Source organism: Streptomyces sp. NPDC046712, from assembly GCF_040645695.1.
GTDB lineage: Bacteria > Actinomycetota > Actinomycetes > Streptomycetales > Streptomycetaceae > Streptomyces.
Genome location: NZ_JBEYYW010000002.1, coordinates 352,513 through 366,085 on the forward strand (window position 1 = coordinate 352,513; position 13,573 = coordinate 366,085).

At 72.2% G+C, this 13,573-nt stretch carries 15 protein-coding genes; 8 read left to right on the forward strand and 7 right to left on the reverse strand.

Annotated features, from left to right (window positions below):
• The first annotated feature begins 197 nt into the window (after positions 1–197).
• From ABZ939_RS03885 to ABZ939_RS03900, 4 genes are all read left to right on the forward strand, one after another.
• Positions 198–1,667 (forward strand): aldehyde dehydrogenase, encoded by a 1,470-nt coding sequence (locus ABZ939_RS03885; RefSeq protein ID WP_361848804.1) that lies wholly within the window; start codon positions 198–200, stop codon positions 1,665–1,667.
• Complete coding sequence (locus ABZ939_RS03890) at positions 1,667–1,900, forward strand: ferredoxin (RefSeq protein ID WP_361848807.1); 234 nt, start codon at positions 1,667–1,669, stop codon at positions 1,898–1,900. The genes ABZ939_RS03885 and ABZ939_RS03890 overlap by 1 nt, the downstream gene beginning before the upstream one ends.
• A gap of 63 nt (positions 1,901–1,963) precedes the next feature.
• Positions 1,964–2,548 (forward strand): hypothetical protein, encoded by a 585-nt coding sequence (locus ABZ939_RS03895; RefSeq protein WP_361848810.1) that lies wholly within the window; start codon positions 1,964–1,966, stop codon positions 2,546–2,548.
• A 102-nt stretch (positions 2,549–2,650) separates the two neighbouring features.
• The gene (locus tag ABZ939_RS03900; RefSeq protein WP_361848813.1) at positions 2,651–3,187 is read left to right on the forward strand and encodes a hypothetical protein; all 537 of its coding nucleotides are present in this window, start codon (positions 2,651–2,653) and stop codon (positions 3,185–3,187) included.
• Between the two features lie 8 nt (positions 3,188–3,195).
• On the opposite strand, the gene ABZ939_RS03905 is transcribed toward ABZ939_RS03900, so the two are convergent.
• Positions 3,196–3,843 (reverse strand): TetR family transcriptional regulator, encoded by a 648-nt coding sequence (locus tag ABZ939_RS03905; RefSeq protein ID WP_361848816.1) that lies wholly within the window; start codon positions 3,841–3,843, stop codon positions 3,196–3,198.
• A gap of 207 nt (positions 3,844–4,050) precedes the next feature.
• On the opposite strand from ABZ939_RS03905, the gene ABZ939_RS03910 reads away from it, so the two are divergent.
• From ABZ939_RS03910 to ABZ939_RS03920, 3 genes are all read left to right on the forward strand, one after another.
• Positions 4,051–5,394: a glycosyltransferase family 4 protein gene (locus ABZ939_RS03910; protein ID WP_361848819.1), complete on the forward strand. Its 1,344-nt coding sequence runs from the start codon at positions 4,051–4,053 to the stop codon at positions 5,392–5,394.
• 64 nt (positions 5,395–5,458) lie between these two features.
• Entirely contained in the window at positions 5,459–6,238 is a 780-nt protein-coding gene (locus ABZ939_RS03915) for a class I SAM-dependent methyltransferase (protein WP_361848822.1), read from the forward strand.
• On the forward strand, positions 6,235–7,311 hold the full coding sequence (locus ABZ939_RS03920) for a prenyltransferase (protein ID WP_361848825.1): 1,077 nt from the start codon (positions 6,235–6,237) through the stop codon (positions 7,309–7,311). The genes ABZ939_RS03915 and ABZ939_RS03920 overlap by 4 nt, the downstream gene beginning before the upstream one ends.
• A 67-nt stretch (positions 7,312–7,378) precedes the next feature.
• Here the strand turns inward: ABZ939_RS03920 and ABZ939_RS03925 are convergent, their stop codons facing one another.
• The 5 genes from ABZ939_RS03925 to ABZ939_RS03945 all read right to left on the reverse strand — a co-directional run bounded on the left by ABZ939_RS03925 (position 7,379) and on the right by ABZ939_RS03945 (position 10,966).
• A complete protein-coding gene (locus ABZ939_RS03925; protein WP_361848828.1) occupies positions 7,379–7,672 on the reverse strand; it encodes a hypothetical protein in 294 nt (97 codons plus the stop codon).
• 154 nt (positions 7,673–7,826) lie between these two features.
• The gene (locus ABZ939_RS03930) at positions 7,827–7,982 is read right to left on the reverse strand and encodes a hypothetical protein (protein WP_361848831.1); all 156 of its coding nucleotides are present in this window, start codon (positions 7,980–7,982) and stop codon (positions 7,827–7,829) included.
• A gap of 95 nt (positions 7,983–8,077) precedes the next feature.
• The gene (locus ABZ939_RS03935; protein ID WP_361848834.1) at positions 8,078–9,088 is read right to left on the reverse strand and encodes an LLM class F420-dependent oxidoreductase; all 1,011 of its coding nucleotides are present in this window, start codon (positions 9,086–9,088) and stop codon (positions 8,078–8,080) included.
• Positions 9,089–9,187: 99 nt separating this feature from the next.
• Complete coding sequence (locus ABZ939_RS03940; RefSeq protein ID WP_361848837.1) at positions 9,188–10,021, reverse strand: DUF5336 domain-containing protein; 834 nt, start codon at positions 10,019–10,021, stop codon at positions 9,188–9,190.
• Between the two features lie 90 nt (positions 10,022–10,111).
• Positions 10,112–10,966: an N-acetylmuramoyl-L-alanine amidase gene (locus ABZ939_RS03945; protein WP_361848840.1), complete on the reverse strand. Its 855-nt coding sequence runs from the start codon at positions 10,964–10,966 to the stop codon at positions 10,112–10,114.
• A gap of 348 nt (positions 10,967–11,314) precedes the next feature.
• On the opposite strand from ABZ939_RS03945, the gene ABZ939_RS03950 reads away from it, so the two are divergent.
• Complete coding sequence (locus ABZ939_RS03950; RefSeq protein ID WP_361848843.1) at positions 11,315–12,889, forward strand: hypothetical protein; 1,575 nt, start codon at positions 11,315–11,317, stop codon at positions 12,887–12,889.
• Positions 12,890–12,921: 32 nt separating this feature from the next.
• On the opposite strand, the gene ABZ939_RS03955 is transcribed toward ABZ939_RS03950, so the two are convergent.
• Complete coding sequence (locus ABZ939_RS03955) at positions 12,922–13,545, reverse strand: class I SAM-dependent methyltransferase (protein ID WP_361848846.1); 624 nt, start codon at positions 13,543–13,545, stop codon at positions 12,922–12,924.
• Positions 13,546–13,573 lie beyond the last annotated feature (28 nt).

Consider the following 13,573-nt stretch of genomic DNA (forward strand, 5'->3'; position numbering starts at 1 on the left):
CGTCTGTCCGATTCCGCCCTGGAGTCGATCAAGCTATCCCGGGCATGTCGAGGTTCTGTGGCCGTTCCGTGCGGGCGAAGTCGATCTTCGGGGTGGACCTTGCCGTGGACTCCTGGGACTGGAACTGGTATCAGTTCTGATGCGGCGTCAGATAATGCCGCCGGGCCGGATATCGCGACGCGCGGGAGGCAGCAGGCATGACCGAGCTTGTGGAGCACGGAAAGCTGTTCATCGGCGGGAAGTTGGCCGATCCGCTCGGCGGCGACGTCATCGAGGTGATCTCGCCGCACACCGAGCAGGTCATCGGCCGCGTGCCGCACGCCTCCGAGGCCGATGTCGACCGGGCCGTCGCCGCCGCCCGCGAGGCCTTCGACCACGGCCCCTGGCCACGGATGACCGTCGAGGAGCGGATCGAGGTCGTCACCCGGATCAAGGACGCCATCGCCGTACGCCACGAGGAGATCGCCCGCTCGATCAGTGCGCAGAACGGCTCCCCGTACTCCTGGAGCGTCCTCGCGCAGGCGCTCGGCGCGATGATGGTCTGGGACGCGGCGATCACCGTCGCGCGCGACTTCCCGTACGAGGGGCAGCGCGCCGGTGTCCTCGGACCGATCCTGGTGCGGCGCGAGCCGGTGGGCGTGGTCGCGGCGGTCGTGCCGTGGAACGTCCCGCAGTTCACCGCCGCCGCCAAGCTCGGCCCCGCGCTCCTCGCGGGCTGCACGGTGGTCCTCAAGCCGTCCCCGGAGTCCCCGCTCGACTCGTACATCCTCGGTGAGATCGCGACCGAGGCCGGGCTGCCCGAGGGCGTGCTGTCCATCCTGCCCGCCGACCGGGAGGTCAGCGAGTACCTGGTGGGGCACCCGGGCGTCGACAAGGTCTCCTTCACCGGTTCGGTCGCGGCCGGAAAGCGCGTGATGGAGGTGGCCTCCCGCAACCTCACCCGCGTCACGCTCGAACTCGGCGGCAAGTCCGCCGCCGTCATCCTGCCCGACGCCGACGTGGCCACGGCCGTCGCGGGCATCGCCCCGGCCGCCTGGATGAACAACGGCCAGGCGTGCGTCGCCCAGACCCGCATCCTCGCCCCGCGCAGCCGGTACGACGAGATCGCCGAGGCGTTCGCCGCGGCCGCGGGCGCCCTCGTGGTCGGCGACCCGCTCGACCCGGCGACCCAGGTGGGCCCGCTGGTGGCGAAGCGGCAGCAGCAGCGCTCGCTCGACTACATCGGGATCGGCCAGCAGGAAGGCGCCAAGATCCTTGCGGGCGGCGGCCGTCCGGCCGGCCTCGACCGCGGCTGGTACGTCGAGCCGACCCTCTTCGGGGGCGTCGACAACACGATGCGGATCGCCCGCGAGGAGATCTTCGGGCCGGTCATCTGTCTCCTTCCGTACGGGGAGGAGAGCGAGGCGCTCCGGATCGCCAACGACTCCGACTACGGGCTCAGCGGCAGTGTCTGGACCGGGGACGTGGAGCACGGCATCGACTTCGCGCGGCAGGTGCGGACGGGCACGTTCAATGTGAACACCTTCAGCCTGGACATGCTGGGGCCGTTCGGCGGCTACAAGAACTCCGGTCTGGGAAGGGAGTTCGGCCCCGAGGGCTTCGGCGAGTACCTGGAGCACAAGATGATCCACCTGCCGGCCGGGTACGAGGGGCAGGCTGGTGCCTGATGGGCGACCGCTGGCACGTGGAGGTCGACCGCGGGGTGTGCATCGGCTCCGGCATGTGCGTGAACCACGCCCCGGACGGCTTCCGCCTCGACACGGCCCGTCAGTCGCACCCGCGCGAACCGGAGTCCGACGCGAACGAGAAGGTGCTCGCGGCGGCCGAGGGATGCCCCGTGGAGGCCATCTCGATCACGCTCCTCGACGGCGGGGAGCCGGTCTTCCCGCCCGAGGAGTGATGTCCCCGGATTCCCAGGCCTGTGTGACACTCCTGCGGCATACGGACAACAGGGGTGGGACACATGCGAAGGACGTGGCGGGCGACCGTCTGCGGGGCGGCGACGGCTCTGGCGCTGTCGATGACGGGCTGTGGCGCGGAGGAGGAGGCCGGGCCACCCGCGTCCACTGCCTCATCCGCGCCGGGCAAGGAGAAGGGGTTCGGCAGGGCAGCGGCGCAGGCCGACATCGACGCGGCCACCTCCGCCGCCGGTCTGCCGGCCTCCGGGCGGCCCGAGCCGCTGCCGTCCTCCACCCCGGCCGGGGCCACGGAGAAGGACAGGCTCAAGGCGCGCGCCGCGGCGTGCTCGGCCCACTGGATGGGCGCGGGGCCGGAGGTGGGCGAAGGCGGCGATCCCCGGGCGAAGTTCGACGCGACCGTCGCCGCACTGGGGGAGCGCGGCTGGCGGGTGACGACGAAACAGCGCGAGGACAAGCTCGGGAAGGAGGGCACCATGGTCAGCCTCACGCTCAAGAAGTCCGGCTGGTCGCTGATGGGCCGTCACACCGCGGGAGCGCTGGACATGGTGTCCTTCCAGGCGACGGAGGACGCCTGCATGAACGGGTTCACCGAAGCGGAGTGGAAGCTGATGCTGAGCGCCGACAGGTAGCGGTGCGGGCCGGAGGTGCTTCGGCCGACCGTTCTCACGTGCAAAAATCTTCACCTGATCACGGGGGCAACAGGCCCGCGTGCACCCAGGATTGGGAGAGTTGTGCGCAAGGCGATGTGCGTGGCCGCGGCCGCCGGTGTGGTGCTGCTGGTCGCGGGTTGCGGTGGCGAGGGCGGCTCGGGCAAGAACAAGGGCGGCTCGTCCTCCAGCACCTCCGGTTCCACCACCGGGGGTTCGGAGGCGGGCGGCGGCGACAGCCCGGACGCGGCCGCGGTGGAGAAGGAGATCGAGACCGCCGCCACGGCCGCGGGCTTCGTCCAGGACGCCTCGGGCGAGGACGTCCCGGAGGGGCTGAAGGGCTGCATGGTGTCCTGGACGGCCGACGCGGAGAAGGCGGCCGACCCGAAGAAGTCCTACGACGCCACGGTGAAGACGCTGTCCGGCGGCGGCTGGAAGGAAGGCCAGGGCACGGAGCAGGGCGGGTCCACCATCAAGACGCTGAACAAGGGCACCTGGTCGCTCAAGGCCAGCAACCACGGCGCCGCCGGCTTCTCGATCGTGATGTTCATCGGCACGGACAACACCCCGCAGTGCGAGGCCCTGTTCAAGGCCGACCTGGAGAAGAACAAGAAGCCGTAACGGCTCGCTCACACCGTCCCGCGGCCCTCCGGGGCCGCGGAGGCGGTCGCCGGCGCGTTCGGTGCGGTCAGGTCGATCAGCCGGCAGACCGTCTCGATGTCGATCTTCACCTGTGCGATCGAGGCCCGCCCCGACAGCCAGGTGATCAGGGCCGAGTGCCAGGTGTGCTCGATCACCCGGACCGCCGACAGCTGCTGCGGCGTCGGGTTCTCCAGCCCCATCGCGTCCAGGATGATCGCCGTCGTCAGCCGCGAGACCGTGTCCACCTCGGGGCTCACGCTCCGGTCCGCGAACGTCAGGGCCCGCACCATCGCGTCCGCCAGCTGCGGCTCCCGCTGCAGCGCCCGGAACGCCCGCATCAGCGTCTCCGCCACCCGCTCCGCCGAGCTCTCGCCCGCCGGCGGACGCTTCCGCAGCGTCGTGTGCATGTGCTGGAGCTGGTCCTGCATCGTCGCGACCAGCAGATGGATCTTGGACGGGAAGTAGCGGTACAGCGTGCCCAGTGCCACCCCGGCCGCCTCGGCGACCTCCCGCATCTGTACGGCGTCGAAACCACCCCGCCCGGCGAGCTGCGCGCTGGCGTGCAGGATGCGGCGGCGGCGCGCCTCCTGGCGCTCTGTCAGGGGTGGCGAGGCAGGTCTGTCTTCCGACGTCATGAGGTCCCGTTCCGTGCGGTGGGGAAGCGACAGTATGGCGGGGCTCCGGCCGTGGCGCGAATCACCTGATCCGGCTCTTACAGCGGGGCTACCTGCCGGTAGATTCTGTGCTCCTTGAACGATCAAGAACGATCAAGTCTGAAACTTGTTCTAGATTAGCGCGAGCGGTTACGCTCCCGCGAAACGCAAGCTCGAAGGGGGCCGCGAGTGACCGCTGAGGCCATAGAAGCAGGCCCCCGCCGGGGCGCCGCTCCAGGCGCCCCCGCCGACGGTGACCGTCCGTTGCGGATCGCTCTCCTCACGTACAAGGGGAATCCCTTCTGCGGTGGTCAGGGTGTCTATGTCCGGCACCTGTCCCGCGAGCTCGCCCGCCTCGGCCACCACGTCGAGGTCATCGGCTCGCAGCCGTACCCCACCCTCGACGAGGGCGTCCCGCTCACCGAGATCGCCAGCCTCGACCTCTACCGCTCGCCGGACCCGTTCCGTACGCCGAAGCGGAACGAGTACCGCGACTGGATCGACGCCCTCGAGGTCGCCACCATGTGGACCGGCGGCTTCCCCGAGCCCCTCACCTTCTCCCTGCGCGCCCGGCGGATGCTCGCCGCCCGCCGCGGAGACTTCGACGTCGTCCACGACAACCAGACGCTCGGATACGGACTGCTCGGCGGCCCCAAGGCCCTCGGCGCCCCGCTCGTCACCACGATCCACCACCCCATCACCGTCGACCGGCAGCTCGAACTCGACGCCGCCGCCGACTGGAAGCGCCGCGCCTCCGTCCGCCGCTGGTACGCCTTCACACGCATGCAGAAGCGGGTCGCCCGCCGCCTGCCGTCCGTGCTGACCGTCTCCGGCACCTCCCGGCAGGAGATCGTCGACCACCTCGGCGTACGGGACGACCGCATCCAGGTCGTCCACATCGGCGCCGACACCGACCTGTGGTCCCCCGACCCGTCCGTCGCCGAGATCCCCGGCCGGATCGTCACCACCTCCAGCGCCGACGTCCCGCTCAAGGGCCTGGTCCACCTCGTCGAGGCCCTCGCCAAGCTCCGCACCGAGAACCCGGCCGCCCACCTCGTCGTCGTCGGCAAGCGCGCCGAGGACGGGCCGGTCGCGCAGGCCATCGAACGGTACGGACTCGAGGACGCCGTCGAGTTCGTCAAGGGGATCACGGACGCCGAGCTCGTGGACCTCGTGCGCTCCGCCCAGATCGCCTGCGTGCCCTCCCTGTACGAAGGCTTCTCGCTGCCGGCCGCCGAGGCCATGGCCACCGGGACCCCGCTCGTCGCCACCACCGGCGGCGCGATCCCCGAGGTCGCAGGGCCCGACGGCGAGACCTGCCTGGCCGTGCCCACCGGCGACGCGGGCGCCCTGGCGGCGGCCCTCGCCCGGCTGCTCGGCGACGCGGACCTGCGGGCCCGGCTCGGCGCCGCGGGGCGCGACCGCGTGCTCGCCAACTTCACCTGGGCGCGCGCGGCCCAGGGCACCGCGGACCTCTACCGCGAGGCCATCGCCGCACAGCGGAGAACCGCCCGCGACGGTGCCCTCCGGTGACCGCCGCCCCCCGTCTTCGCCGCCTCCACCCCCGCACCGCCACCCCTCCGGAAGGGCAGACCCCGTGCTGACCGTCGACTTCACCCGCTTCCCGCTCGCCCCCGGCGACCGCGTGCTCGACCTGGGCTGCGGTGCGGGCCGGCACGCCTTCGAGTGCTACCGGCGCGGCGCCCAGGTCGTGGCCCTCGACCAGAACGGCGAGGAGATCCGCGAGGTCGCCAAGTGGTTCGCGGCGATGAAGGAAGCCGGCGAGGCCCCGGCCGGAGCGACCGCCACCGCGATGGAGGGCGACGCGCTCAACCTGCCGTTCCCGGACGAGTCCTTCGACGTCGTGATCATCTCCGAGGTCATGGAGCACATCCCCGACGACAAGGGCGTGCTCGCCGAGATGGTCCGGGTCCTCAAGCCCGGCGGCCGGATCGCGATCACCGTCCCCCGCTACGGCCCGGAGAAGATCTGCTGGGCGCTCTCCGACGAGTACCACGAGGTCGAGGGCGGCCACATCCGCATCTACAAGGCGGACGAGCTCCTCGCCAAGATCCGCCAGGCCGGCCTCAAGCCGTACGGCACCCACCACGCCCACGCGCTGCACTCGCCGTACTGGTGGCTGAAGTGCGCCTTCGGCGTGGACAACGACAAGGCGCTGCCGGTGCGGGCGTACCACAAGCTCCTGGTCTGGGACATCATGAAGAAGCCCGCCCTGACCCGGGTCGCCGAGCAGCTGCTCAACCCGGTCGTCGGCAAGAGCTTCGTGGCGTATGCGACCAAGCCGCATCTGCCGAAGGCCGACGCCGCGGAGGCCGGCGCCGCTGAGACCGACGCCGCAGAGGCCGGCGCCAAGTGACCTCTCCCGAGCGGATCGCGGAGCACCTGCTCCTGCCCGGGGTCCTCACCGCCGAGCAGGCCGCCGAGACCGTCGCAGGGATACTCGCCGTCCAGCGCGAGGACGGGGCGATCCCGTGGTTCCGGGGCCACCACCTCGACCCGTGGGACCACACCGAGGCCGCCATGGCGCTGGACACGGCCGGCGAGCACGCCGCAGCCGCCCGCGCCTACGCGTGGCTGGCGCGCCACCAGAACCCCGACGGCTCCTGGTACGCGGCCTACCACGACGGCGACCCCGCGAACGTCACCGACCGGGGCCGTGAGACCAACTTCGTCGCGTACATAGCCGTCGGCGTCTGGCACCACTACCTCGCGACCGGCGACGACGCCTTCCTCGACCGGATGTGGCCGGTCGTCTACGCCGCCGTCGAGTTCGTCCTCGCTCTCCAGCAGCCCGGCGGGCAGATCGGCTGGAAGCGCGAGGAGGACGGCACGCCGGTGAACGACGCGCTCCTCACCGGGAGTTCCTCCATCCACCAGGCGCTGCGCTGCGCGCTCGCCATCGCCGAGGCACGCGAGGAGCCCCAGCCCGACTGGGAGCTGGCGGCCGGCGCGCTCGGCCACGCGATACGCAGCCACCCCGAGCGCTTCCTCGACAAGTCCCGCTACTCGATGGACTGGTACTACCCGGTCCTCGGCGGCGCGCTGACCGGCTCGGCGGCCAAGGCCCGTATCGACGCGCACTGGGACGAGTTCGTCGTCCCCGGGCTCGGTGTGCGGTGCGTGCTGCCCAATCCGTGGGTCACCGGCGGCGAGAGCTGCGAACTCGCCCTCACCCTCTGGGCGATGGGGGAGTCCGACCGGGCCCTGGAGATCCTCCAGTCCATCCAGCACCTGCGCGCCGAGGGCGGCATGTACTGGACGGGGTACGTCTTCGAGGGCAGCCGGGCCGTGTGGCCCGAGGAGCTCACGACCTGGACCGCGGGCTCCCTGCTGCTCGCCGTGGCGGCGCTCGGCGGCGACGAGGCGACGGTGGCGGTCTTCGGCGGAGAACGGCTGCCGAGCGGTCTGGAGCCCGACTGCTGCGGGTGAACTTCCGGGCCGCCCCGAGCCCACGGGCTCGGGGCGGCCCCTGAGGCTCTTGGGGCGCGTAGGAAGGTCAGTGGCGGCGCAGCAGGCGCCCCGCCACCATGTGACCGACGACGAGGTACACCACGGCGGCAAGACCGTAGCCCGCCACCACCCGCGCCCAGGCCTCGTCGAAGGTGAACAGGTCGTGCGACCAGCCCGCCAGCCAGCGGGCCACGTCCTGGACGAACTCCACGAGGCCGTTGCCCCGGTTGGCGCCCAGCAGGTACATCAGGATCCAGAGGCCGATGATCGCGGCCATGACATCGGCGACGACGCTGATCACCCTCGCCGCTTGCGTGGTGTTACTCCGTCCGGAAGTCATACGACTCGCCTTGCCGCGCGTTGCCGTCCGAAACCCGTTCGGACTCGCCCGGGTGACCGAGCGTCGGGCCGGGGCGAGTCCGGCGCCGAACCCGCAGACGTGCGGCCCGGGGCCATCCCCCCTGGACGGCCCCGAAGCCGCACGCGCGCGTGCGTCAGCCGGCGGACGGTGTCCAGTCATCCTCGCCGAACACACCGAGGACACCGCCGTAGGCCATGGACCCTGCGGTGGCCAGAGCCAGCGGAACGCCCACCCACAGCGTCGTCGTCCTGCGTCTGCGGTGCCGTGCCTTGTCGCGGTTGTTGCTCACGTTGCTTCCGTTTCGCGTGGGGGATCGGTTCGCACGTGAGTCGCCGTCGAGGACGGAAAGGTCGCCGCGCACCGGGCGAGACTCCCGGACGCTCCCTAGGAGTTGAGTTCCGCGAGCAGCCGCAGGGTGGCGAGGTCGGGAGCCGTGACCAGAAGGTCCGTGACCGGTCCCTTCCGCCAGACCTCCAGCCGTTCGGCGATCCGCTCCCGGGGCCCGACGAGCGAGATCTCGTCCGCGAAGGCGTCCGGGACGGCGAGCACGGCCTCCTCCCGGCGCCCGGCCGCGAACAGCTCCTGGATGTGCCGGGCCTCGGACTCGTACCCCATGCGCGCCATCAGATCGGCGTGGAAGTTCCGGGCCGCGTGCCCCATGCCGCCGATGTAGAAGCCGAGCATCGCCTTGACGGGCAGCAGCCCTTCGGCCGGATCGTCGCAGAGCTGGGCGCGGACCATGGGGGCGACGAGGAAGGACTCCGGGAGCCGCTCCGGGAGCGCGTACACCTCTCCGTACCGCGTCGGCGACCAGTACAGCGGCAGCCAGCCGTCGGCGATCCGGAGCGTCTGGGCGATGTTCTTGGGCCCCTCGGCGCCGAGGAGGACGGGGAGGTCCGCCCGGAGGGGGTGGGTGATGGGCTTGAGGGCCTTCCCGAGCCCCGTGCCGTCCTCGCCTGCGTACGGATGGGAGTGGAAGCGCCCGTCGAGCCTCACGGGCCCCTCGCGCCGCAGGGCCTGGCGGATCACGTCCACGTACTCCCGCGTCGCGGTCAGCGGACTGCGTGGGAACGGCCGGCCGTACCAGCCCTCGACGACCTGCGGCCCGGAGAGCCCGAGCCCGAGCATCATCCGGCCGCCGGAGAGATGGTCGAGCGTGAGCGCGTGCATGGCGGTGGCGGTGGGCGTCCGGGCGGCCATCTGCGCGACGGCGGTCCCGAGCCGGATGCGCGAGGTGTGGGCGGCGATCCAGGTCAGCGCGGTGAACGCGTCGGACCCCCACGCCTCGGCGGTCCAGACGGAGTCGTACCCGAGTCGCTCGGCCTCGCGCGCGAGTTCGAGATGGGCGGGCGAGGGGCCGCGTCCCCAGTAGCCGAGGGCGAGTCCGAGACGCATGGCACGGTGCCTTCCTGACGATCCGTCAGTTCACTTCCCGGGGACTGTACGACAACGGCCCCCCGCCCGGAAGGGCGAGGGGCCGCTGGGGTGGAACGCTCAGCCGCGCTGGATGCCGGTCGTGTCCTGGAGGACGCCGCGGCGGCCGTCCTGGGTCTGCGCGATCAGGCCGGGGCCACGCTGCTCGACCGCCAGGTACCAGGTACCCGGGGCCAGCTCGGCGATCGGGGTCGGCGAGCCGTCCTCCGCGTACAGCGGGCGGGCCACCGGGACCGCGAACCAGAACGGCGCGAAGTCGCCGGCGGGCTGCTGCGCCTGGGCCTGCGTCGGCTGCGGGGCCGGGGCGCCGGCCTGGGCCTGCGGGTCGGGCTGCTGCTGGCCGGGGTACGGCTGGGGCTGCCCGCCGTACGGCTGCTGCTGGGCGCCCGGGTAGCCGTAGCCGCCGGGAGCGCCCGGCTGGCCGGGCTGACCCGGCTGGACGCCGTACGGCTGCGGGGTCTGCGGCCTCGGGGCGGGCATCAGCGGGGCCTTGAGCGCGGGGACCAGCGGGGCGGCGACGGCGGCACCGGCGAGGACCAGGGAGGCGATCAGGCCGAGGACGAGGCCGGCGCCGGCGTTCACCGACTCGAAGATCCACATCAGCATGTTCCAGGCCGCGGCCACCGTGAACGCGGCACCGACCTGACCCAGCTCGAGGCCGGCGACCTTGCGGGGCTGCGGAAGCGCGTGCGAGACCACGACCAGGGCGGCGCCCGCGATACCGAGGAGGAAGGCACCCCAGCCGAGGGGGGAGAACTCCCAGGAGAACGGGGAGTCGACGTTGTCGCAGAAACTGCCTTCACAGCCGGAGTAGCCGAGGAACGAGGCGATGAACAGCACCACCGCTGCACCGATCACCACGCCATCGCCTCGAGTGAGGGAGCGGATATTCACGTAAGAGTCCTTCGTCGGGTCGTCTCGTCGGGGTGGCGCGAAGCACGGGGGCGGCCCCATCGTACGGAGCGAATCTATCGCCCGTCGGTTCTACCCCTTGAGGTAGGTCCCGATGCCGTCCGCGATTCCCTGCGCCGCCTTCTGGCGCCACGCCGCATCGGTGAGGAGTGCGGCATCCTTCGGATCACGCATATTGCCGCATTCGACGAACACCTTGGGGACGGTTGAGAGATTGAGTCCCCCGAGGTCCCCGCGTACGTCCAACCCGGTGCCGGAGCCGAGGTAGTTGGCGGGCGCCGTGCCGGTCGCGCGGGCGAAGTGGCGGGCGACGGCCTCGCCGAGCGTACGGGACGGGCCGACGATCTTCGAGGTGTCGGCGCCGCCGGAGCCGACGCGGGCGGGCAGGATCACGTGGAAACCGCGGTGGCCGGTGGCGGAGCCGTCGGCGTGCACGGAGACGACGGCGTCGGCGTGCGCCTCGTTGCCCTTCCGTGCGCGTTCGTCGATGCAGGGCCCGTAGGGGCGGTCGGCATCGTGGGTGAGGACGACCTTCGCGCCCTGGGCCTCGAGGAGATCGCGCAGACGATGTGAAACATCGAGGGTGAACGCGGCTTCCGTGTAGCCGGCGTCGGTGGAGGTGCCCGTGGTGTCGCATTCCTTGCGACCTGTCCCGATATCGACCTTCTGGTTGATTTCCCGGGAATGACGGAAGTTGCCGGGATTGTGGCCGGGGTCGATGGCGACGGTCCGTCCGGCCAGCGGGCGGGCCTGGGGCCGGGCCCGGGCGGGGGCCGGCGTCTGGGTGGAAGAGCCCGACGACCGGGCGTCCGTCGCCTTGGCGTCCGCGGTCTTCGGGGGCTGTGACTCTCCGCCGCATCCGGCGAGGACGGCGCAGGCGGCGAGGGCGCTCGCGAGGGCGCTGATCTTCCGGTGGTCGTACGGCACCTTGCGACTCTAACGGGAGGCGCCGCCGGACAGTCCTTCGACGCGGGGCGACTGTGAAGGGACTGTGGCGGGTATGGGGAAGGTGAGTGCGGCGGTGAGGGGCATCACGCACGGACCACGGGGGGCACTGTGGCGGGGGAAGAGCCGAACGACGCACGTCCGTCGAACGAACCGGGGGTCTCCGAGACGCCTTGGGCGTACGGGGCGCCCGGAACGCCGGGGGCACCGGGAACGCCGGGGGTGCCGGCGGCACCGGGATCGCCAGGAACACCGGGAATGCCGGGGGCGCCCGGGGCGGGGGCTTGGGCGGGGGCGGCGATACCGCCACCGCCCGCGCAGCCGCCGGGAGTGCCGGCACCAGGAGGCCCGGCGCCCGACCCCGGACCGCCCGCACCACCGCCCGAGTCGAACCCGGCGCAGGCCGTCCTGGTCGGGCTGCTCAACCTGTCCTGCCTGGGGCTCGGGTACGCGCTGCTCAAGCAGTGGGTCCTCGCCGCCGTCTGCTGGGCGGCCACGGCCGTCCTTCTGCTGGTCGCGCTGCCCGCCGACGTGGACGGGGTGCCCACGGGCCTCCTCGCCGGGTACGGCGTGTTCCTGCTGGCCGCGGCCGCCGACGGCGCCCGGCGCGGCCTGCGTGCCCCGCTCGCCCTCGGTCCCGGAACGAGCGCCGCGCCCCGGCGCCTCGCGCTCCCGGTGGCCCTGGCGCTCGTCCTGCTCGCCGTGCCGGTGGGCGGTTCGGTGGCCTACGGCGTGGCGCGCGACGAGGCCGTGGAGCAGTCGCTCCTGGACCGCCTCGCCGCGGCCGACGCGCAGGTGAAGTCCGTGGCGGGCCAGAGCTTCAACGGAGCCGAGCACACCTACCGCAAGGCGCTCGCCGTGTACCAGGACCTCGGCACGAAGCACGCCGGCTCGCGGGCGGGGAAGCTCGTCCCCGACCGGATCGGGGACTACTACACGGCGGTCTCGGCGCCGTACGAGCAGAAGAAGTACTGCGAGGCCGTCCCGGGCCTGAAGCATCTGCGCGCACTGCCGGAGACGGTGGACCGCAGCCTGCTCGACGGCCTGACCGGCAAGGCCGACGACCCGCTCGCCCACTCCTGGTACGCGTGCGGAATCGCCGGACTCGGCGTCGCGGGCGTCGAGGCGACGGCCGGCGAGCACCTGAACGCGCTCCTCTCGACCTTCCCCGAGTCCTCGTACGCCCGGCAGGTAGAGCCCAAGGTCGCGGAGGGCATCAGGACCCGCTCCGCCGCGATCGCGGGCGGCACCACCGACCCGTGCGCCGCGGTCGCCGAACTGCGGCGCTACGGCACCACCGTCGACCTGCTGCCCCGCGCGACCTTCGCCGGCGTCTCGCGGCAGCACGGCGAGGCGGTGCGGAACGGCGACTTCGCCTGCGGGGTCGAGCAGTTCAAGGACAAGGAGTACACGCGGGCCGTCGAGACGATGACGCAGTACGCCAAGGACCACCCGGACAGCCCGCAGGCCGGACAGGCGCGGAACATAGCGATCGCGGCCGAGATCGCCCAGGAAGCCCCGGCGGCCGGGAAGCAGCTGCCTCCGGCCAAGGCCCCCGGCGGCTCCCGGATGGTCATGGTCGTGAGCAACGACGGCCCGGGAGAGGTCGAACTCCTCTACACGGGACCGGTCACCGGCCGCGTCACGCTCAAGGCGTGCGGCACGTGCACGGCGTACCAGGGCAGCCTCAGGCTCGGTGCCGCGAAGCCCAAGGTGTGCACCGGGCCGTCGTCGAAGTACCCGAAGGCGACGCTCCTGCTGCCCGCCGGCGACTACCACTTCCTCCAGAAGCGGCCGCGGTCGTCCGGCTCGCTGTCCGCCGGGGACAAGGCGAGCACGGCCAAGATCGAACCGGGGTACAGCTACACGAACTGCCTGTACGTGACCTCCGGGTACGGCATCTAGGGCCTGTCCGACCCTGATCCGCCGGACAGGCCCTAGCGGCGGCGCAGGACGCGGAGGGAGTCCGTGACGGAGATCTCCTCGAAGTCGCCGGACTCCAGGGCCCGGAGGTAGATGCGGTACGGCGCCTGGCCGCCGTCCTCCGGGTTCGGGAAGACGTCGTGGATGACGAGGAGGCCGCCGACGGCGACCTTCGGCGCCCACCCCTCGTAGTCCGCCGTCGCGTGCTCGTCCGTGTGCCCGCCGTCGATGAAGACGAGGCCGAGCTCGCCCGCCCACACCTTCGCCACCTGCGGGGACCGCCCGACGACCGCGATCACGTGCTCCTCCAGACCCGCCTTGCGCAGCGTCCGGCGGAAGGTGGGCAGGGTGTCCATCACGCCGACCTCGGGGTCCACGACGGTCGGGTCGTGGTACTCCCACCCCGGCTGCTGCTCCTCGCTGCCCCGGTGGTGGTCCACGGTCACCGCGACCGTCCCGGCCTCCCGGGCCACGTCCGCGAGCAGGATGGTGGAGCGCCCGCAGTACGTGCCGACCTCGAGCAGCGGCAGCCCGAGCTTCGCGGCCTCCTCGGCGGCGGCGTACAGCGCACGCCCCTCGTCGAGGGGCATGAAGCCCTTGGCGGCCTCGAAGGCGGCGAGGATCTCGGGCGCGGGCATGGGTGCTCCTACTGGTCGGTACGCGGCT

Excerpts from the sequence above, each read along its gene's own strand:
- ABZ939_RS03925 (WP_361848828.1), bottom strand. The coding sequence starts at position 7,672 with ATGACTTCCGGACGGAGTAACACCACGCAAGCGGCGAGGGTGATCAGC.
- ABZ939_RS03890 (WP_361848807.1), top strand. The coding sequence starts at position 1,667 with ATGGGCGACCGCTGGCACGTGGAGGTCGACCGCGGGGTGTGCATCGGC.
- ABZ939_RS03895 (WP_361848810.1), top strand. The coding sequence starts at position 1,964 with ATGCGAAGGACGTGGCGGGCGACCGTCTGCGGGGCGGCGACGGCTCTG.
- ABZ939_RS03885 (WP_361848804.1), top strand. The coding sequence starts at position 198 with ATGACCGAGCTTGTGGAGCACGGAAAGCTGTTCATCGGCGGGAAGTTG.
- ABZ939_RS03955 (WP_361848846.1), bottom strand. The coding sequence starts at position 13,545 with ATGCCCGCGCCCGAGATCCTCGCCGCCTTCGAGGCCGCCAAGGGCTTC.
- ABZ939_RS03905 (WP_361848816.1), bottom strand. The coding sequence starts at position 3,843 with ATGACGTCGGAAGACAGACCTGCCTCGCCACCCCTGACAGAGCGCCAG.
- ABZ939_RS03935 (WP_361848834.1), bottom strand. The coding sequence starts at position 9,088 with ATGCGTCTCGGACTCGCCCTCGGCTACTGGGGACGCGGCCCCTCGCCC.